Genomic DNA, 19,653 nt, shown 5'->3' with positions numbered 1-19,653 from the left:
TTACTTGGCCCCCTCGATCAAAGCGATGTAGGAAGCAGGCTCAAGGCTTGCTCCGCCTACCAGCGCGCCGTCGATGTCCGCTTGACCCAGGTACTCCGATACGTTATTCGGCTTCACGCTGCCGCCGTATTGAATGCGAACTTTCGCTGCAACCGCTTCGTCATACAGTCCTGCGATCACGCCGCGGATGTAGCCGATGACGTCTTGTGCATCTTCAGACGTGGAGGATTTGCCAGTGCCGATCGCCCAGATTGGCTCGTAAGCAACAACTACTTCAGCCGCTTGCTCAGCCGACAGGCCTTGGAATGCAGCTTCTGTCTGCACTTTGCATACTTCTTTCGTCGCGCCGGATTCGCGCTCTTCCAGCTTCTCGCCTACGCATACGATTGGCGTCAAGCCATGCTTGAATGCCGCAACCGTCTTCTTGTTCACGATTTCGTCGCTCTCCGCGAAGTAAGCGCGGCGCTCGGAGTGACCGATGATAACGTACTTCACGCCCAGATCCTTCAGCATCAAGCCGCTGATTTCACCTGTGAAAGCGCCATTGTCCTCGAAGTGAACGTTTTGCGCGCCGATAGCGATTGTCGTGCCTTTAGCCGCTTCTACCAGTGCAGGAAGCGCTGTGAAAGGCGCACAGATAACGCTCTCTACGCCAGCGACTTCCGCTTTGCCTTTCACTTCAGCGAAGAATGCCGTCGCTTCGGATACCGTTTTGAACATTTTCCAGTTGCCTGCGATAATCGGTGTTCTGCTCATAGGATGACCTCCTGTTTCTATCTTCTCAAGATTTACTTGTCGTTAAGAGCGACTACACCTGGAAGCACTTTGCCTTCCATGAATTCCAGGGAAGCGCCGCCGCCAGTGGAGATGAAGTCCATTTGGTCAGCAAGACCGAACTTCTCAGCTGCCGCAGCAGAGTCGCCGCCGCCGATGACCGTGTAAGCCGAAGTCTCAGCTGTTGCTTTTGCTACTTCACGCGTGCCATGAGAGAATGGCTCGATTTCGAATACGCCCATTGGTCCGTTCCATACAACCAGCTTGGAGTTTTTGATCACATCTGCATAAAGCTCACGCGTCTTAGGACCGATGTCGATGCCTTCCCATTCAGCCGGAATGCCGTCAACGTCTACGATTTGCGTGTTCGCATCAGCGCTGAAATCGTCTGTTACTACGATATCAACCGGGATGTAGAAGTTTTTGCCCAATTTTTTCGCTTTTTCGATGAACTCAAGCGCCAGATCCAGCTTGCTGTTGTCCACCAGGGATTTGCCGATTTCATGGCCTTGCGCTTTGAAGAATGTATAAGATAAGCCGCCGCCGATGATGATGTTGTCAGCGATCTCCAGCATTTTGTCGATAACCGCGATTTTGTCCTTTACCTTGGAACCGCCTACGATTGCCGTGAACGGGCGCTCAGGGTTGTTCAGCGCTTTGCCTAGTACTTCAAGCTCTCTCTCCATCAGCAGGCCGGATACGGCTGGCAGGATGTGAGCGATGCCTTCTGTGGAAGCGTGAGCGCGGTGAGCAGCGCCGAAAGCGTCATTAACGAACAGGTCAGCCAGCTTGGCAAAAGCCTTCGCAAGCTCCGGATCGTTACTCTCTTCGCCCGGGTAGAAACGTACGTTTTCAAGTAAAAGAACGTCGCCGTTCTCCATTGCAGCAACTTGTGCTTCTACGGCTTCGCCGATCGCTTCGTTCGCTTTCGTTACCGGCTTGCCCAGCAGTTCCGACAGACGTACAGCGGAAGCTGTGTGACGAAGCTCTTCGACGACTTGTCCGTTCGGACGGCCCAGGTGGCTCGCCAGAATCACTTTTGCACCTTTTTCGATCAAAAAGTTAATCGTTGGCAGCGTCTCGCGAATACGCTTATCATCCGTAATTTTGCCGTCTTCGAGCGGCACGTTGAAGTCCACGCGGACGAATACACGCTTGCCTGCCAATTCTGCTACGTCACGCACACTCTTCTTGTTCATGGTTGAAATCCTCCCCAATAGTGGTTTCTGCCGGCTTATCGGCCATATCTATCTCTATAAAGCAAAAGGCGCCCCTTCACCCTAAAAGGAAGGAACGCCCATAGTCCGGCCCTGCGAGGGCGCAAACCAAGGGCCGAAGCTCTTACGTAAGGAGCCGCGGCCCATCAGCTTTCTTTCCTTACAGACCTTTGCTTGCGATATAAGCAGCAAGATCAACTACGCGGTTGGAATAGCCCCACTCGTTGTCATACCAGGAAATAACTTTAACCATGTTGCCTTCAACTACCATAGTCGACAGAGCGTCGATTGTGGAGGAAGCTGGGTCGCCGTTGTAGTCGCTGGATACCAGCGGCAATTCGTTGTAGTTCAGAATGCCTTTCAAAGCGCCTTCGGAAGCTTCTTTGAACGCTGCGTTAACTTCTTCAACCGTTACGTTAACTTTCAGCTCAGCAACCAGGTCAGTTACGGATACGTTAGGCGTAGGAACACGCATAGCCATACCGTTCAGCTTGCCTTTCAGCTCAGGCAGTACCAGCGAAACAGCTTTCGCAGCGCCTGTGGAGGAAGGAATGATGTTCTCTGCAGCAGCGCGAGCACGGCGCAGGTCTTTGTGTGGTACGTCAAGTACGGATTGGTCGTTTGTGTACGAGTGAATCGTTGTCATCATACCTTTAACGATACCGAATTTATCGTTCAACACTTTAGCGAATGGAGCAAGACAGTTGGTTGTGCAAGAAGCATTGGAGATAATGGTGTGTGCAGCTGCGTCGTATTGGTCTTCGTTAACGCCGATAACCACAGTGATGTCTTCGTTCGTTGCAGGAGCGGAGATGATAACTTTTTTAGCGCCGCCTTGCAGGTGAAGCTCAGCTTTTTCTTTTGCTGTGAAGATACCAGTGGACTCAACTACGATCTCAGCGCCTACGGAACCCCAAGGCAGATCAGCAGGGTTGCGCTCAGCGAATACTTTGATTTCTTTGCCGTTTACAACCAAAGCGCCTTCTTTTGCTTCAACAGTAGCGTCCAGAACGCCATGCGTTGTATCGTATTTCAACAGGTGAGCCAGCGTGTTAACATCTGTCAGGTCATTGACTGCTACGATTTCCACCTCAGAATTGTTCAGCGCAGCACGGAATACGTTACGGCCGATACGTCCAAAACCATTAATACCAACTTTAACCATTGTTTGTTCCTCCTAAGCGTTTTTGGATTGCTATAAAAAAATATATTTCAAGACGTGTCCCGGGGGCTGCTAATGCAGGCCGTTCCTCGTCATGATGCCTTATTATCTAGTTCTCTTCTAGTAAACTGGCCATCTCCAGCGCCGCAGCTTCGTCGGTGACGAGCACGTCGTTATGGCCGAATCGCATCACTGCCGCAATCGCTTCGCCTTTGTTCTTGCCCCCGGCGACGCCAATCACTAATTCAGTGTTAACGATATCCTCGAGCCGTAACCCTACGGTCTGCATTTGGTGAACAACGGCTCCGCTTCGGTCAAAATAAAATCCGAATGCCTCGGCCAGTGCGCCCTCCGCTTCGATCTCCGCTACAACTTCGCTGTCCAGCTTCCGTCTTCTCGCCATGATCATGGCGTCCCCGATCCCGTGTACGACAATTCGCGCACTTCGGATCACGTCAACGATCTCCCGAATGTTGGGCTCTTGCATCAAGGAAGCGAATGCCTCTTCACCCAGATGATCTGGTACATGCAGCAGCCGATAATGTCCGCCTGTCCGCTTCGCCATGGTCGAGGCCAGCGTATTCGCTTGATAATCCAAGCTTTCGCCAAGTCCGCCTCTTGCCGGTACGAACCAGATATCCTTCATAGCTGTTGTTGTCGTAAGCTGATTGGCTACCTGGGCAATCGTCGTGCCCCCGGTTACCGCTACGACATCTCTCGGCTTCAGCGCGGTGCGAAGCACTTGGCACGCTACCCTTCCGAGCTCGCGCTTCGTCTGAATCGACGTCTCGGAATCGCCTTGCACAATGATGACCTGCGATAGCCCGTATGCCCTGCGCAGCTTCTCCTCCAGTTCGGACAAGCCGAACATCGACTTGTACAGAGGCTCCAGCTGTTCGAGTGCGCTGCGGCCTTGCTCGCTGATCCGCATGCCCGCCGTATGAATCTCCAGCAGGCCTTGCTCCTTTAGGAAATCGGTCTCTGCCCGAAGCATTCTCTCCGTCATATCCAGCGCATTCGCCAGTGTACGGCGGCCGATCGTGTCCGATAGCATTACCTGATGCAGGATCATGTACCTCTTCCGCATGACTTCCAGAAGCTCAGGCACAAGCTGCTGCTGCAGTTCAATGAGCTGTCGCATCTCTTATCCTTCACTCCATCGGTCATTAGCATAATGGGATTCAAAGAATTGTTGGGACTGAATCCGTCCCGCATGTTCATTTTAAGTCCCACCTCTATTTTAACGAAAATAAGCGCAGCCTGCAAGAGTCGAATCGCGTTTGAAAACGATTTCCGACATCTTTTTCACAAATTTAATTTTCCCAGCCTTCTTGCTTTAACGGCGTGAATATCATATAATCATCTCTGCTACTGTTTTTTGAAGACGTGCGCCCGTGGTCCAATGGATATGACGTAGGCCTCCGGAGCCTGAGATCTAGGTTCGATTCCTAGCGGGCGCGCCACTATTCGAATAGACTTAAGCCGTTCAGCCTCATGCTGAGCGGCTTTTTTGCATACTGCAACTAACCTGTACATGATAAGCTGCCTCCGTCCTGCAACAAATCTAAGTACAATAACGTTTATATGAACAAATATAAAACAACCCATGTCTGTCGATATTTGGAGGAAGTTATGAAGCGGAAAAACAAGCGTTTGCTGCTGGCAGCTTTTGTACTCGTACTAGCCATTGTTGTTCTTCAATCAAAGGCCGTGCCAAAAGCCTTAGCATCTATTGCAGCAACCCTATATGTAAACTCTCATTACGCCGGGAAGAATCTCTCATTCACCGACGTGGAATATGAAACTCATTTCGGCCAATATATCGTTTCGTTCAAAAACCGCATCGAAAGCATCCATTTAATGATGTACCCTAACGCTATGCCTGTCTTCGTCCAATATGATCCTCTCGATACGAGCAGATAAGCCCTTCACATTTTCCCTCGTATATCGGTACATAAATGAAGGCTGCGACATACTATCCTCCTGTTCCCGCTTTTGATCGCTTCTCTTGTTTCTGCCAAAAATCCGGCGGTTCATAGCTAATCAGCGTATAATCCAGTTCATCACCCTCAGGCGTCGCCAATTGGACTAGCAACAATTTATCCGGTTCAACCGGACGAAGATCGCTCGTCTTGATCGTAATGACTTGCACACCGAGACGCTGCGGCCTGCCGATTACAACGATCTGATTGCCTTTCGTATAGACATCGATCACGGCAGTCTGGAAGACGACGAGATACAGATCGAGGTCCGTTGGATTCTGGAACATCGGGAAATCAACTCCCACCTGCTCCTTAAACGTCATCTCCCCGGAGAGACCAATATCGTATGTAGCAAACAACCGATGAAGGGCAGTGTCCACATGCGATGCGATATTGCTCCACCTGCCGCCCCAATAGGTGCTATGCCAATGCTCGTGGTAGATCGGCCTTTTATAGCTGGGATCTTCCTTAATCGTTCTGAACGGAATTTGGGTTCCAGCCGCCCGCACTTCGTTAGTAGGGAGCGTGTGCTCAGGATAGAGCTTAGCTGCTTCCAGCCTCTCTTCGGATTCAGGAATCGTCATTGGCTTCTTGGGCTCCAATTTATCGAGCCGCCGTTCCAGCTTCTCCACTGTTGCGCAGCAGCCATCCAGATCCGACCTGGTTGCTGCGGCGGGCCTCGATAGGAAGAACCCCCCTATACAACAGATCAACACAATAATCCCCAGTGACCCTATCCCTGCTCGGAAACGATGCATACCATCACCTCGTCCATAACTTGCGCCGATCTCTTGCGATTTATTGCATTATTGAAGAAAAAGCAGATTTCTTCAAAGCGTTCCAATCTTTCTTCACCTTCAAACTTCAGCGGGAGATCGATGTCATGCTGGGGGCGATCCAAGCGGTTATCCCGCAGCTCAGCGAAATCATCCTTGAACAGGGCACAGACGAGAAAGAACGGAAGCTATGTCTGGAGGATTTGCACAAGCTGAAACATGCCGTCAGCTATTATGAATGGCTGCAGCGCTTCGTCAATGACCTGCAAAACGGGCTCTACTTTACGGAGCGGACAGAAGCGTAATTGTAGGGTTTGGCCTGAAAAATCAATTTCTTTGACCATCTTTGACTTTTTGATTTTAATCCGTTATGATAGGAATACGAATTTTTGATTCATGCTTTTACGTAGACGAAGGAGGACTGGTTCGAAATGAATTTTGTGCCTATGGTTATTGAGCAAAGCAATCGGGGGGAACGTTCATACGACATCTATTCCCGCCTGTTGAAGGATCGCATCATATTTCTAGGCTCTGGCGTGAATGACGTGGTAGCCAACTCCATCATCGCGCAAATGCTGTTCCTGGCGGCGGAAGACCCGGATAAGGATATTTCCCTATACATCAACAGCCCTGGCGGTTCCATTACAGCCGGTATGGCCATTTATGATACGATGCAATACATCAAGCCGGATGTATCGACGATCTGCGTAGGTATGGCCGCGTCCATGGGCGCGTTCCTGCTGACAGCAGGTGCTAAGGGTAAGCGTTACGCGCTTCCTAACAGCGAAGTCATGATCCATCAGCCGCTTGGCGGCGCTGAAGGCCAAGCCAGCGACATCGAGATCCGCGCTCGCCGCATCCTGAAGATGCGCGATAAGCTGAACCACATTCTGGCGGAACGTTCCGGCCAGCCGCTCAGCCGCATCGAGCAGGACACCGACCGCGACTACTTCATGAGCGCAGCCGAAGCTCACACTTATGGCCTCGTAGACAAAGTCATCGAGAAGGTCTAATCATTCATAACGCAGAGAAACCTCCCTTCCACTTTTGTGGAGGGGAGGTTTTTTAATTTGCGGACGCTACGTTTATGCCCCAAAGTCTGTCTCTGCTTAATCGCGAAACCCTCACTTCAAATAATCAACCAGCTCTCGCAGCGGCTCCCCGCTGATAAAAGCATACTTCAACTTAACATGATCAATAATGACGGAATAGGGTTCATTCAGCCACAGCTCATAATTCCTCACCCGCAAGCTTTCACCTTTGCGCTCTAGCCAAAAGGAATAGTCTGGATCACCGTTGGTCGGCAACTCTCTGTCCTGCCATTGTAGTGGTCGCACAATATCGTCGATTCTCTTAATCGTTTGCTGCTGCTTTATCTGGCCAAAAGACGTGGGATTGGCGTTCAAATCCGCAACTTTCATAACTTCCATTGGTTCGGCTGCACATCCGGTTATCAACATGTAACAGACGATCAAAATCATAACATTTTTCAACTAACCCAGCCCTTTTCATTTAATGAGTATGGATGGCATGGCTCACGCAAGCTACCTTCTCTTACTAACAAGACACCCTTCATCACCGCTAAGTTGCAAATGTTATGTCGATTAGAGCTTTTTCTAACGTGTAATGTAGATTAGCTGTTGCCATTTCGCTGTGCCAGCAGGCTTTCCGCGAATAACTGTTTCTCACAACACTATTTCCCCATTCCAGCCACTTTCCCACAATTAACATTTCCTCACAACACTATTTCCCCATCGCAGCCACTTTCCCACGATTAACGTTTCCTCACAACACTATTTCCCCATTCCAGCCACTTTCCCACGATTAACGTTTCCCTACAACACTAATTCTCCGTTCCAGTCACTTTCGCACGATTAACGTTGCCCCATTCCCATTCCAGAAGCCCCCCGCCTCGCTCCTCCCATTTTTTTCTGGTCCATAGTGACTTTTATCACATCTTTCCAATTCCTGCTCATGCTATATTGGCATCACAACGACAACAGACAAATGCAACAGAGAGATAGTCAGGAGGAGTACCTATGGAGATTGAAGCGCTGCTCAAGGTGGAGCAGCTTGCGTTGAAGAAGCTGCGCATTTTCCGGCAAAGCCTGTGGCGGTACCTGTCACGTTCCATGCTGGCAAGCATGTTTATCGGTTTCGGCGTTATCGTCGCATTCAAGACAGGCAGCTTCTTTTATGTCGAGCATTCTCCGCTCACCTATCCCATGGCCGCCCTCACGTTTGGCACAGCCATTATTCTGATTAGTTATGGCGGAGGCGACCTGTTCACCGGCAACACCTTCTACTACAGCTACGCCGCCCTGCGCAAAAAAATGCGCTGGAGCGATACCACCAAGCTATGGATTTTGAGCTATGGCGGCAACATCCTTGGCGCTGCGGTGTTTGCACTCCTGATCTGGCTGACCGGACTATTCGCCGATCCGAATGTGAACGGGTTTCTGCTTGAGGTCGTGGACAAAAAGATGCATACGCCTATGGTAGAGCTGTTCTTCCGGGCGATACTATGTAACTGGCTCGTCTGCCTGGCCTTCTTCGTACCTATGGGGCTCAAAGGGGACGGTGCCAAAATGTTCGCCATGATGCTCTTCGTATTCTGCTTCTTTATCTCGGGCTACGAGCATAGCATTGCGAATATGTGCACCTTCGCGATCGCACTTGTCCTGCAGCAGCCGGGGACGATATCGCTGGACGGCATTCTGCATAACCTGATTCCTGTCACAATCGGCAATCTGATCGGGGGAAGCGTGCTAATGGCCGCGATGTACCACTACGTAAACAAACCATTTATCGAGGAATAAAGGAGACTATCATTTATGAAAAAATCAAGAATCGTCATCATCGGTACGGGAGCTGTCGGCTCGACGACCGCTTATACTTTGCTGCTTCGCAATCGCATGGATGAGCTGGTGCTCATTGACGCCAATGCTGATAAGGCCGCAGGAGATGCGCTGGATATGAACCACGGCATGCCTTACCTGGGCGGCGCTAAGGTTTGGGCAGGCACTTATGAAGACTGCAAAACAGCCGATATTATCATCATTACGGCAGGCGCAGCGCAGAAGCCCGGAGAATCGCGGATCGATCTTTTGAAAAGAAATATCGCGATCTTCGACAGCATCATTGATCAAGTGCTCCTTCATACGCGAGATGCAATTCTGCTTATCGCATCCAATCCGGTCGACATCATGAGCTACAGATCGTGGAAGAAGTCGGGCCTGCCAGCGCATCGCGTGATCGGCTCGGGCACGCTTCTCGACAGCGCGCGCTTCCGCTATCTGATCGGACAGAAGCTGCATATCGATCCTCGCAGCGTACACGCTCACATCATCGGAGAGCACGGCGATTCGGAGCTTCCGGTCTGGAGCCTCGCGAACGTCGCCGGAACCGAGCTGCAACTGAGCGCAGAGGACAAAGACGAGATTTTCCTGAATACTCGCGACGCCGCATATCAGATCATTCAAGCGAAAGGCGCAACCTACTACGCCATCGCACTGGCGCTAGACCGCATCTGCACAGCGATTCTGGACGATGAAGGAGCCGTCTTGAACGTCTCGACTCTGCTGGAGAACTACCTTGGCGTATCGGATGCTTATCTGGGCATTCCATGCATCATCGACCGCAGCGGCGTTCGCTCGACGCTGGAGCTGACTCTTACCGATCTCGAGCAAGATCTCTTCACCCAATCGGCGGACAAATTGAAGAATATCCTTGCTACACTTGAGGGCTGAAGCTCGATAGGCAGTCGATAAGACAAGTCATCAGTTCGCTTTCTTTCAATCTCATGCATGCATAACAAAAAAGCCTTCCTTCTACTCCTGGACGGCATCCACCGCAAGCTTTAGGCTTGCAGCCGGATACCGATCATTCAGAGTGAAGGAAGGCTTTTCGCATATCAAAAAATACAGACGCATAAATAAAAAAGAAGCCGCTTTGGCGCGCGAACAAGTCATGCGACAAAGCCACTTCTTTCCTCTTATTGGTTATCCAATTCCTCTTTGCTGACAAGAGCGACTAAAGCGTTTACAGCCTGTTCGGCGTCCGACCCGTCCGCGCTGATCGAAATTTCTGTGCCAGAGCTGATTGCCAGACTCATAATCCCCATAATGGATTTGGCATTAACCTTCTTATCGTCTTTCTCTACAAATACCTCGGAGGAGAATTTGTTCGCTTCTTGTACGAATAACGCTGCTGGTCTCGCATGAAGCCCCGTCTTCAGACGAACGACAACCGGAAGCTTGGTCATGGAAATCTTACCCCCTATATTTTACTAAAAGCTTTATCATGTGGGAAATGTTGAATAATATAAGCCAATTACACCTTATTATATCATCATACAAGCCGTTGCACTAGGCAAAAGTTGAACCGCCCCGGATTTTTTCGGCTAATTCGTCGATTTTGCGAAGTCGATGATTGACGCCGGATTTACTGACCTTTCCGCGAAGCATCTCGCCTACTTCCGTCAGGTTCAAATCGGGATGCTGAAGCCTGATCTCCGCCACTTCACGCAGCTTCTCAGGCAGGCTCTCCAGTCCAACTTCCTTCTGCAGCAGCTTGATATTGTCGATTTGTCTTACGGCCGCTCCGATTGTTTTGTTCAGATTGGCCGTCTCGCAGTTGACGATCCGGTTGACGGAATTGCGCATATCGCGCATGATCCGCACATCCTCGAATTTGAACAGCGCTTGATGTGCGCCGATGATATTCAGCAATTCGATAATTTTTTCGCCTTCTTTGATGTAGAAGATAAAGCCCTTCTTGCGCTCGATACACCGCGCGTTCAGGTCGAACTTATTCGCAAGATCCACAAGCGCGCCGCAATGCTGCTCATACATCGACGAAATCTCCAGATGGTACGACGACCCCTCCGGATTGTTGACCGAGCCTCCTGCGAGGAATGCGCCCCGCAAATACGAACGCTTGCAGCAAGGCTTGCGTACAATCTCCTTGTCGATGCCGTCGTTGAACATGAAGCCTTCCGATACGATGCACAGCTCGCTCAGCACTTCCTGTACGTTCGTAGGCATACGGACGATATAAACGTTGTTTTTCTTCAGCCGCATCTTCTTGCGAACGAGCAGCTCCACATGGACTTCAAAATGCCTTTTGATCAACGAATAAATTCTTCTGGCAATGGCCGCATTCTCCGTCGAGATGTCCAGAACGACCTTGCGGCTGGATAGGCTGACCGAACCGTTCATCCGGATAAGGGCCGATAGCTCGGCACGCTCACAGCAGCTGTCCGATTCAATTAATGTCAGTTCCTTCTTGGTCTGCGCCGCAAAAGACATTCTTCCTCACCTCTTTCTTAACATCCAGTTCTCCACTAGTTTATAAATATGATGGCTTAACCGTTCCGCGTCATGACGCAGAAACTTTCGAAATAATACAAGCCGGTCGGCAATGACCTTATAGCCTCTGCTTTCGACCTCTGCCATATCCAGATGGACTGCTTTCGCGCCCAGCTCGGCGTATTGGCTCTCCACCTGCGGCGGAATTTCTCCGTCATTCACAATGACATAATCGAATAAATGATGACCGATATGCGCATGAATCGCATCCAAATGATTGCTTACTGAATAATTGTCTGTCTCGCCCGGCTGCGTCATGACATTGCAGACGAACAGCTTTACTGCTTCTGATTCCACAATGGCTTGCGCCAGCTTGGGTACGATCAGGTTCGGCATGATGCTTGTGTATAAGCTGCCAGGCCCGATCAGAATCGCATCCGCGCTCTCAATTGCCTCCACCGCTTCAGCCAGCGGCTCGACATCGGCCGGCTCCAGGAACACCCGTTTGATCGCTTGCCCTGCCTTCGGAATCATCGATTCCCCGGTAATAATCGTACCGTCCGCCATCTCCGCTTTCAGTACGATGGCCCGGTCGGCGGCAGGCAGCACCCGCCCTTTGACCGCCAGCACCTTACTGAGCTGTCGGATTCCTGATACGAAGTCGCCGGAGATATCCGTCATGGCGGCCAGCATTAGATTGCCTAGACTGTGACCCGCAAGTCCGGTGCCGTTCGGGAACCGATACTTAAGCACCTCGGTCAGCAGCGGCTCCGCGTCCGCCAGCGCCGTCAGAACGTTCCGAATGTCGCCGGGGGGCGGAATTTGCAGCTCGTTGCGCAATATGCCGGAGCTGCCGCCGTCATCCGCTACCGTGACGATAGCGGTAATGTCGAGCGGCTTCTCCTTAAGCCCCCGCAGCATGACAGACAGTCCCGTACCGCCGCCAATGACGACGATTTTGGGACGTCTGACTATTTTCTGTATGGTCTGCATGCTCTCACCCCGTGTCAGTGCTTATCTCGCTCGGAATCGCGGTGGCTGACACGCACCCGCTCCGTATCGCTGCTGCCAAGCATGCGGCCCAAATACTCCGCGATCGCGACAGAGCGATGCTTCCCGCCTGTACAACCAATCCCGATAACCACTTGGCTCTTGCCTTCCTTGCGGTAGAGCGGTATGAGAAATTGCAGCATATCAAGGAGCTTCGTTAGAAACTGCTGGGTTTCCGGCCACTTCATCACATATTCATAGACATCCGGATTTTGCCCCGTGTTGGGACGCAGATGCTCCACATAATGCGGATTCGGCAGGAAACGCACATCATAGATCAAGTCGGCGTCGATCGGAATGCCGTATTTGAAGCCAAATGACGTCACATTAACCGACAAGCTATTTTGCTCCAAATGAGTAAAATGATTTATAATCCGCTCTTTCAATTTAAGCGGCTTTAAGTTACTCGTATCAATAACCTGCGATGCGGAACCCTTGAGGTCCTCCAGCATGCGCCGCTCGCTATGGATGCCGTCGAGCGGCAATCCTTGAGGAGCAAGCGGGTGACGGCGACGGCTTTCCTTATAGCGCTGCACCAGCACCTCGTCGGTAGCATCCAGGAACAGAATCTCGCAGCTGATTGTATGATGCTCTTTGATATACGCTAACGACTCCGCAAGCGCAGTGAAAAACTCCCTGCCGCGGAGATCGATGACAAGTGCTACTTTTCCTATCTTACCATTCGACTGCTCGATTAATTCCGCGAACTTCGGAATAAGTACCGGAGGCAGATTATCGACGCAAAAAAATCCGAGATCCTCAAGGCTCTGGACAGCAATTGTTTTGCCCGCACCCGACATACCGGTAATTATGACAAGCTTCGCCAATGTCGCTGTCGTTTCCATGAGAGACACCTACTATCCTCTTAGAATAAGTCCTGCCGCTCCGACGATACCCGCATTGTTGCCCAGCGTAGCCGGAACGATTTTCACGCCTTCCTTCGCCTGGTCAAGCGTATACTTCTCGAACACTTCGCGAATCTGATCGAACAGGAAGTCGCCCGCTTTGGAGACGCCACCGCCGATAATGAAATATTGCGGGTTCAGCAATATAGCCAGCGTGGACATGGATTTGCCCAGGTAGAATGCTGCGCGGCTCACAATACGCGCCGCCACTTCGTCACCGGTTTTCGCCGCATCAACGACATCCTTCGCCGTAATCTCCTCGAGACCCGTCAAAGTTGTGCGGTCTCCGCGCTCTACCGCATCCTTTGCCATACGAATAATGCCCGTAGCGGAGGATACCGTCTCCAGGCATCCCATCTTGCCGCATCCGCACTGGATTGCTTCCAGATCAGGGACGATCGAAGCATGGCCGAGCTCGCCCGCCATACTTGCGAAGCCTTCCACAATACGGCCCCCGATAATGATGCCGCCGCCTACGCCCGTGCCAAGCGTGTAGCATACGCAGTTGTCGATGCCTTTGCCCGCGCCAGCCCATGCTTCGCCCAGCGCCGCCACATTCGCATCATTGTTAACCTTAATCGGCTTCTGCAATTCTTGCTCCAGGAAGCCTTTCAGATCGGTATTTTCAATATATAGATTCGCAGAAAACTTCACAAAGCCTCTTGGAATATCAAGGAAGCCGGCGATTCCTACGCCCACACCCTCAACCTGTTCCCATTCGAAAGGCGACTCTTTCACAATCTCCCGTGCATAATCCGCAATATTATGAAGGATGACGTCCGTTCCTTTACCTGTTCCCGTCGGCCCTTCAAACGTGTGGAGCAAATGTCCCTCCGCATCGCAGATGCCTACCTTGATCGTAGTACCACCGACATCGACTCCAATGTAAATCTTCTCAGACATGACAAAGCCACCTCATCCATAAAGTTAACGTTCTCTGTTCCAACTATAAGCGTTGTAACCGCTTCGGTCAAGCGCAATCCACCACCCCCAGCACGCGCAAAAAGTGCCCATTTGCCGCATCACTGCTGACATTTTGCCATACGTAAGTGCCTCGTAGAAGCGTCCGTGAAGGCGATTCCAAGGAGCTCTCATAGCCTCATAGCTAGAGACGAAGACGCCACCCTGCTGGCATTATGATTCCTTCATCTCTTGTATCCCCTTAATCACCTGATCGATAGGCGATCCATTCCAAGGATAAACCTAGGGAGGGATGTTTCTGCAAATGGTACGAGGTTAGTTCCTACCTCAGATCGTGATGATCGCCCAGCCTTCTAGCATTACCGCTATACCACTTACACGACAGCTGCATATGAAAAGGACTGCAGGATTGGAATCAACCCCGCAGTCCTTTCCGCTTGCTCCAATTGCTTAAAGCGATTGGCTCCAATCCTGCGTGATATGTCCCTCCAGGAACCGCTCGCAGTCCAGTGCCGCCATACAGCCGCTGCCCGCAGCCGTAATCGCTTGGCGATATTTGTTGTCTTGAACGTCGCCGCAAGCAAATACACCCGGTACGTTCGTCTCGGATGAACCCGGCTTCACTTTAATGTAGCCTTGCTCATCCGTATCGATCTGGCCGCCGAGGAACTTCGTGTTCGGCGTATGGCCGATTGCGATGAAGATCCCGTTCGTCTCGATGACTTCTTCCTCGCCCGTCTCATTGTTCTTGACCTTCAGCCCTGTAACGCCCATACCGTTCGCCACAACTTCCACCGGCGTGCGGTTGAGGCTCCAGCTGATTTTCTCGTTCTCACGCGCACGATCTTGCATGATCTTCGACGCACGCAGCTCCGTACGGCGATTCACCAGCTCGACATTCGTTGCGAAGCGAGTCAGGAAGCTCGCTTCCTCCATCGCGGAGTCGCCGCCGCCCACCACGATAATCTTTTTCCCCCGGAAAAAGAATCCATCGCATGTCGCGCAAGTGCTGACACCTTTGCCCACATTGTCCTTCTCGCCAGGGATGCCGAGATACTTGGCAGAGGCGCCTGTGGAGATGATCAAGCTTTCGCCGACGATCTCGCCTTGACCTTCTACTTGAAGCTTGAACGGACGCTGTGACATATCGACGCTGTTCACCCAGCCCGTTATAAACTTCGCACCGAAGCGCTCCGCTTGCTTGCGCATATTGTCCATTAGCTCCGGTCCCATAATGCCTTCAGGGAAGCCTGGGAAATTTTCCACATCCGTCGTGGTCGTCAACTGGCCGCCCGGCTCAGGTCCTTCAATAATAAGCGGGTTCATGTTGGCGCGTGCCAGATAGATCGCAGCCGTCAGTCCGGCAGGACCCGTACCGATAATAATGGATTTGTACATCTGCTTCACCTCATGATCAAATTAGTCTTCTGTTGGCTGCTGCGCAAAAAATACGGAGTTGATTGACTTCATCTTCTCCTTGATGCCGCAAGCCTCATCGATTAGCTTCACATGCTTGCTCACCGTTGCAATAGAAGTGCCGTATCGAAGCGACACCTCATGGTACGATATCGCGCGGCGATGCATCTTCGCTGTCAAATATTCCAGTGCCGCCGCCCAGCCCTCCGGCTTCGTGAGCTTCGGAACGTTGGGATAGACCCTGGTTAGAAATTCAACCCATAATGTCATCATATCATGCTGCTGCACAAGATCATAATGCTTGCTCATGCGACTGATGGCCGCCTGCGCCACCGCTTCCCACTTATCATCCCATTCCGGCAGTCTCGAAGGTACGCGGTTCGGCTCGATAATCGACTCCTTGCCTTCCAGCATCACCTGAAGCGGCTCTTGAACGCCCATTGTACGGAGCACGAATACGGCTATTTTTTTCAAATAATCGTCTTCCTCCGGCTCCATCAGGAAGGCGCGCAGCACATCCTTCACTTCATTATCGGCAATCATGCCGAATGCCTGAATCACCTGCAGCTTCGTATGCTGATCCCCATGCCGCAGCGCCCAGAAGAAGGACGAGCGAACGAGCGGATCGCGCTTCAAATGATCCGGCATCCCATCCGATGACTTCTCCCATAGCTTGAATTGCTCCTCGAACGGCAGATGGTAATGGTAGCTGATCTGCGGAGCAGCCTCACCCCTCTGAATGAGCTGAAGCTGATCCAGATAATAAGAAGCTACGCCCGATGCCGGATCAAGCTTCATCGTGCCTTTCCACAAACGCTCCGCGTCGTTCAGCCGTCCAGAGTTATAGGCAGCAACAGCTGCATAATGATGCAGACAAGGATCCTGCTGTGCCTCTCCATCCTTAATCAGCCTCATGAAGTGACGGCGGGCGACGCCATGCTCGCCTAGTATTCCCATTGTCGTCGCCAGCTTGAATGCATGCTCCTGATGGAACGGCACTGTTTTCGCCAGCAGCTCAACCAGTTCTTTCAGGCTTTCCATATTTTCTTCATGCTGATAGAAGATAGCCAGATTGCATAACGCATGAAGATTGCCCGGCTCATGCTCCAGCACGCCCTGGATGCAAGCCTTGGCTTTATCGAATAACCCCATATAGTAGTAGGCCAAAGCCAGATTGTTGCGTGCCGCGAGGAAGTCGGGCTGCTGCTCCGCAATCTCTTCCAGAATGCGCACAGCCTCTGTAAACTTCCCTTCCTCCAGCAACGCCCGTGCCTGGTCATGCTCTACCATGCCTTGGCGGGACTTAATATTTTTGAGCGGCGCTGGCCTCTCCAGTTCATAATGGAGCAGCTCCATCATTTCTTCGGCTTCATCCAAATAATGACCTTCCGCATCCTCTTGCAGATACTGGACAAGCGACTGCTCTGCCGATTCGTACATCTCCATATTGGCAAAGTTATTGGCCATATAGAAGTGGCATTCTGTCATCTCGGGGTCCAGCTCTTCTAGAATCCAGCTTAATACTTCATTGGATTCCTTATAGTTACCCATTTCGGACATAATGCCCGCCATATTGCAATGGTTCACGGGATTGTCCGGCTCATATTCAACGGCTCTGCGGAAGTACTTCAGTGCCTTATCATAATGATACCGGTCCAGCGAACGGACCGCGCGCTCGAAAAAGAACGTAGCGTCCCATTGTATAGGTATAATTTTGGTTCCTGCTCCTTCATTGACAGCCATACGTTTCTTTCCCTTCATTCGCAAGGCACCTCCCTGTATGTTTTGCTCCTGCCTACCTGCCATTCGTACATCACAGCATGGTTCGCATCAGCAAAACAATCTTCGTACATTTTTAGCAGTTTTGCGCTAACAAAACAACTTTGTATGCTATATCTCATCATTTATATGCTCGTTCATCATTCGGATCGTCTCACTCCGCCTTGCAAGCCGAGTTTCTCGGCTTACAACACTCCGCCGAGTTCATTCCCGCCTTGCAAGCCGAGTTTCTCCGCTTACAGCTACCCGCGGAGCTCATTCTCGCCTTGCAAGCCGAATTTCTCGGCTTAGAGCACTCCGCCGAGCTCACTTCCGCCCTGCAAGCCGAGTTTCTCGGCTTAGAGCACTCTGCCGAGCTCATTTCCGCCCTGCAAGCCGAGTTTCTCGGCTTACAACACTCCGCCGAGTTCATTCCCGCCTTGCAAGCCGAGTTTCTGGGCTTAGAGCACACCGCGGAGCTCATTCTCGCCTTTCAAGCCGAGTTTCTCGGCTTACAACACTCCGCCGAGTTCATTCCCGCCTTGCAAGCCGAGTTTCTCGGCTTAGAGCACACTGCCGAGCTTCTTCCCGCCTTGCAAGCCGAGTTTCTCGGCTTACAGCACTCCGCGGAGCTTCTTCCCGACTTGCAAGCCGAGTTTCTCGGTTTACAGCTCTGCGCCGAGCCCGCTCCCCGCTCTTTACTCTTCATCAATAAAACGTAAATTACGTTTTGCATGAGCAAAACCGCCGTTGCGCAGCCCTTCCCAATCATGCAGCTCAATCAACGATCAGCGAGCGCTAACCACGTTTCACGCATGCAAAACGCAACTTCAAACCTGCCAGCTCCACCACTACCGTATGCCCTTGCCCATACCATTCTGCACCAATTCACATCACCTTTTCAGTCAGGCGTATCCCTCGAAAAGTATATGCTCTCCTCGGCTCATGGCATGCAATCGGACGACCTCAAAAGTTACCTGCAACCAGCCGGCCCCTGTGCGTACCTCATCCTCAGCATCCTCGCTGCATCATACGAAACTGCCGAAAATAGCAAAATCATTGAAACATAAGACGCCACAGCATAGCGCAAACCTTTGCGCACCATCACGCACGCCTTCGGCTTCAACAGCAAAAACACACTGCTTCGTGCGTCTGCGAACAGCGGCGACTCTAATCGCCCTTCTCTGTCCCGTTCCCGTTTTTTACGATTATACCATAGCCCCGCAGAACTCAACACGTAAGATTATTGGATATCCCAAAAGTCGAAAAGATCGCGGACAGCATGAGCCGCCCGCGATTCTCTCTTCGTCGATATGCAATTACTGAAGCCTGTAAGCGCTATACACCTTTGTTTTTGAACAGGGTGCTGATCGAGCCGCCGTCCAAAATAATGCGTGTCGCTTCCGCCAGCAGAGGCGCGACCGACAGAATTTTGAAGCGGTCCGGGGTCGTCTCCGGCAACATGATGGAATCGGTTACGATGACTTCTTTAATATTGGGATGATCCAAACGCTCAATTGCGGTTCCGGAGAAGAGCGGGTGCGTCGCGCAGACGTATACATCCTCCGCGCCTCTTTCTTTCAAGCCTTCGACAACATTGACAATCGTATTGCCCGTATCAATCAGGTCTTCAATAATGATTGGTGTCTGGCCTGCAACATCACCGATTACATGCGTAATGGACGACTCGTTGTGAGCTGGACGTTTCTTGATCATAATGGCAAACGAAGTGTCCAGATAGTTGGCCAGCTTCTCCGCCGTGGATGCACGGCCTGCGTCCGGCGATACGACAACCGGGTTCTTAATGTTCTTCGACTTCAGATAGTCGCTGATCAGATCAAGCGCCGTCATGTGGTCTACCGGAATATTGAAGAAGCCTTGAATAGCGGGAGCATGCAGATCGATCGTAATGACACGCGTAGCGCCTACTGTCGTCAGCACATCTGCCAGCATTTTCGCCGAGATCGGCTCCCTCGGAGCAGCCTTGCGTTCCTGGCGTGCGTATCCGTAGTACGGCATAATGATGTTAATCGTTCTTGCGGAAGCACGCTTCGCCGCATCAATCATGACAAGCAATTCAACGAAATGCTCGTTAATGGGATGCGAGAACGACTGAACCAAAAATACGTCGCAATTCCGTATCGTTTCTTCGTAGTGGACATAGATCTCACCGCTCTTGAAACGGGACAGCTTGATTGCACCTAAGTTCAGTCCTAGTTCGCTGCTGATTTTCTGAGCCAATACCGGATTTGACGAACCCGAAAAAATACGCACCTTGTCGCTTAACATGATACCCTCCTGAGCGTTTCAACCAAATAATTTAAACCTTCGATCATTCTTACTTGTCCTATTATACATTGATTTACCGATAATTCAAAAAGTA

Annotated in this window: 20 protein-coding genes and 1 tRNA gene; 7 read left to right on the top strand and 14 right to left on the bottom strand. The window is 51.3% G+C overall.

The genetic code is table 11. The features are described from left to right. The 4 genes from tpiA to ACFVSO_RS22290 form a co-directional block, all read right to left on the bottom strand. Entirely contained in the window at positions 1-756 is a 756-nt protein-coding gene (gene tpiA, locus ACFVSO_RS22305) for a triose-phosphate isomerase (RefSeq protein WP_120110464.1), read from the bottom strand. A 32-nt stretch (positions 757-788) separates the two neighbouring features. Next, positions 789-1,973 (bottom strand): phosphoglycerate kinase, encoded by a 1,185-nt coding sequence (locus ACFVSO_RS22300; RefSeq protein WP_387477711.1) that lies wholly within the window; start codon positions 1,971-1,973, stop codon positions 789-791. A gap of 178 nt (positions 1,974-2,151) precedes the next feature. After that, on the bottom strand, positions 2,152-3,156 hold the full coding sequence (gene gap / locus ACFVSO_RS22295; protein ID WP_119803897.1) for a type I glyceraldehyde-3-phosphate dehydrogenase: 1,005 nt from the start codon (positions 3,154-3,156) through the stop codon (positions 2,152-2,154). Positions 3,157-3,262: 106 nt separating this feature from the next. Beyond that, positions 3,263-4,294 (bottom strand): sugar-binding transcriptional regulator, encoded by a 1,032-nt coding sequence (locus tag ACFVSO_RS22290; protein ID WP_387477707.1) that lies wholly within the window; start codon positions 4,292-4,294, stop codon positions 3,263-3,265. Between the two features lie 247 nt (positions 4,295-4,541). Between ACFVSO_RS22290 and ACFVSO_RS22285 the strand changes: the two genes are divergently transcribed. Further along, positions 4,542-4,616, top strand: a tRNA-Arg gene (locus ACFVSO_RS22285). A gap of 169 nt (positions 4,617-4,785) precedes the next feature. Further along, a complete protein-coding gene (locus ACFVSO_RS22280; protein ID WP_387477704.1) occupies positions 4,786-5,076 on the top strand; it encodes a hypothetical protein in 291 nt (96 codons plus the stop codon). 52 nt (positions 5,077-5,128) lie between these two features. Here the strand turns inward: ACFVSO_RS22280 and ACFVSO_RS22275 are convergent, their stop codons facing one another. Next, positions 5,129-5,893 (bottom strand): hypothetical protein, encoded by a 765-nt coding sequence (locus tag ACFVSO_RS22275; protein WP_387477701.1) that lies wholly within the window; start codon positions 5,891-5,893, stop codon positions 5,129-5,131. A 125-nt stretch (positions 5,894-6,018) separates the two neighbouring features. Here ACFVSO_RS22275 and ACFVSO_RS22270 point away from each other — a divergent pair, with 125 nt between their 5' ends. Together ACFVSO_RS22270 and clpP are read left to right on the top strand one after the other, a co-directional pair. Next, positions 6,019-6,216: a hypothetical protein gene (locus tag ACFVSO_RS22270; RefSeq protein ID WP_387477698.1), complete on the top strand. Its 198-nt coding sequence runs from the start codon at positions 6,019-6,021 to the stop codon at positions 6,214-6,216. A gap of 126 nt (positions 6,217-6,342) precedes the next feature. Then, complete coding sequence (gene clpP / locus ACFVSO_RS22265) at positions 6,343-6,924, top strand: ATP-dependent Clp endopeptidase proteolytic subunit ClpP (RefSeq protein WP_387477695.1); 582 nt, start codon at positions 6,343-6,345, stop codon at positions 6,922-6,924. Between the two features lie 111 nt (positions 6,925-7,035). Here the strand turns inward: clpP and ACFVSO_RS22260 are convergent, their stop codons facing one another. Next, the gene (locus ACFVSO_RS22260) at positions 7,036-7,341 is read right to left on the bottom strand and encodes a hypothetical protein (RefSeq protein WP_387477692.1); all 306 of its coding nucleotides are present in this window, start codon (positions 7,339-7,341) and stop codon (positions 7,036-7,038) included. A gap of 609 nt (positions 7,342-7,950) precedes the next feature. On the opposite strand from ACFVSO_RS22260, the gene ACFVSO_RS22255 reads away from it, so the two are divergent. Together ACFVSO_RS22255 and ACFVSO_RS22250 are read left to right on the top strand one after the other, a co-directional pair. Beyond that, positions 7,951-8,730 (top strand): formate/nitrite transporter family protein, encoded by a 780-nt coding sequence (locus tag ACFVSO_RS22255; RefSeq protein WP_387477690.1) that lies wholly within the window; start codon positions 7,951-7,953, stop codon positions 8,728-8,730. A 15-nt stretch (positions 8,731-8,745) separates the two neighbouring features. Next, positions 8,746-9,660 carry an L-lactate dehydrogenase gene (locus ACFVSO_RS22250; protein ID WP_387477688.1) on the top strand — a complete coding sequence of 305 codons (915 nt, stop codon included), beginning with the start codon at positions 8,746-8,748 and terminating at the stop codon, positions 9,658-9,660. Between the two features lie 245 nt (positions 9,661-9,905). On the opposite strand, the gene ACFVSO_RS22245 is transcribed toward ACFVSO_RS22250, so the two are convergent. From ACFVSO_RS22245 to ACFVSO_RS22215, 7 genes are all read right to left on the bottom strand, one after another. Next, positions 9,906-10,175, bottom strand: coding sequence for an HPr family phosphocarrier protein (locus ACFVSO_RS22245; protein WP_116047300.1), 270 nt, complete (start codon positions 10,173-10,175; stop codon positions 9,906-9,908). Between the two features lie 103 nt (positions 10,176-10,278). Beyond that, positions 10,279-11,220, bottom strand: a complete 942-nt coding sequence (gene whiA, locus ACFVSO_RS22240; RefSeq protein WP_387477685.1) for a DNA-binding protein WhiA — start codon at positions 11,218-11,220, stop codon at positions 10,279-10,281. A gap of 6 nt (positions 11,221-11,226) precedes the next feature. Beyond that, positions 11,227-12,213: a gluconeogenesis factor YvcK family protein gene (locus ACFVSO_RS22235; RefSeq protein ID WP_387477683.1), complete on the bottom strand. Its 987-nt coding sequence runs from the start codon at positions 12,211-12,213 to the stop codon at positions 11,227-11,229. 14 nt (positions 12,214-12,227) lie between these two features. Continuing rightward, the gene (gene rapZ / locus ACFVSO_RS22230; RefSeq protein WP_387478400.1) at positions 12,228-13,115 is read right to left on the bottom strand and encodes an RNase adapter RapZ; all 888 of its coding nucleotides are present in this window, start codon (positions 13,113-13,115) and stop codon (positions 12,228-12,230) included. A gap of 12 nt (positions 13,116-13,127) precedes the next feature. Continuing rightward, entirely contained in the window at positions 13,128-14,078 is a 951-nt protein-coding gene (locus ACFVSO_RS22225; RefSeq protein ID WP_387477681.1) for an ROK family glucokinase, read from the bottom strand. Positions 14,079-14,546: 468 nt separating this feature from the next. Beyond that, positions 14,547-15,494 (bottom strand): thioredoxin-disulfide reductase, encoded by a 948-nt coding sequence (trxB, locus tag ACFVSO_RS22220; RefSeq protein ID WP_387477679.1) that lies wholly within the window; start codon positions 15,492-15,494, stop codon positions 14,547-14,549. 21 nt (positions 15,495-15,515) lie between these two features. Next, the gene (locus tag ACFVSO_RS22215; RefSeq protein WP_387477676.1) at positions 15,516-17,273 is read right to left on the bottom strand and encodes a tetratricopeptide repeat protein; all 1,758 of its coding nucleotides are present in this window, start codon (positions 17,271-17,273) and stop codon (positions 15,516-15,518) included. Positions 17,274-17,455: 182 nt separating this feature from the next. Between ACFVSO_RS22215 and ACFVSO_RS22210 the strand changes: the two genes are divergently transcribed. Beyond that, complete coding sequence (locus ACFVSO_RS22210; RefSeq protein ID WP_387477673.1) at positions 17,456-17,992, top strand: hypothetical protein; 537 nt, start codon at positions 17,456-17,458, stop codon at positions 17,990-17,992. 616 nt (positions 17,993-18,608) lie between these two features. Here the strand turns inward: ACFVSO_RS22210 and ACFVSO_RS22205 are convergent. Next, positions 18,609-19,559, bottom strand: coding sequence for a ribose-phosphate diphosphokinase (locus ACFVSO_RS22205; RefSeq protein WP_387477670.1), 951 nt, complete (start codon positions 19,557-19,559; stop codon positions 18,609-18,611). Between the last annotated feature and the right edge of the window lie 94 nt (positions 19,560-19,653).

This window comes from Paenibacillus sp. NPDC057967, from assembly GCF_042887015.1.
GTDB lineage: Bacteria > Bacillota > Bacilli > Paenibacillales > Paenibacillaceae > Pristimantibacillus.
Note: the sequence above shows the minus strand (reverse complement) of the source record. Positions and strands in the feature narration are given on the sequence as shown.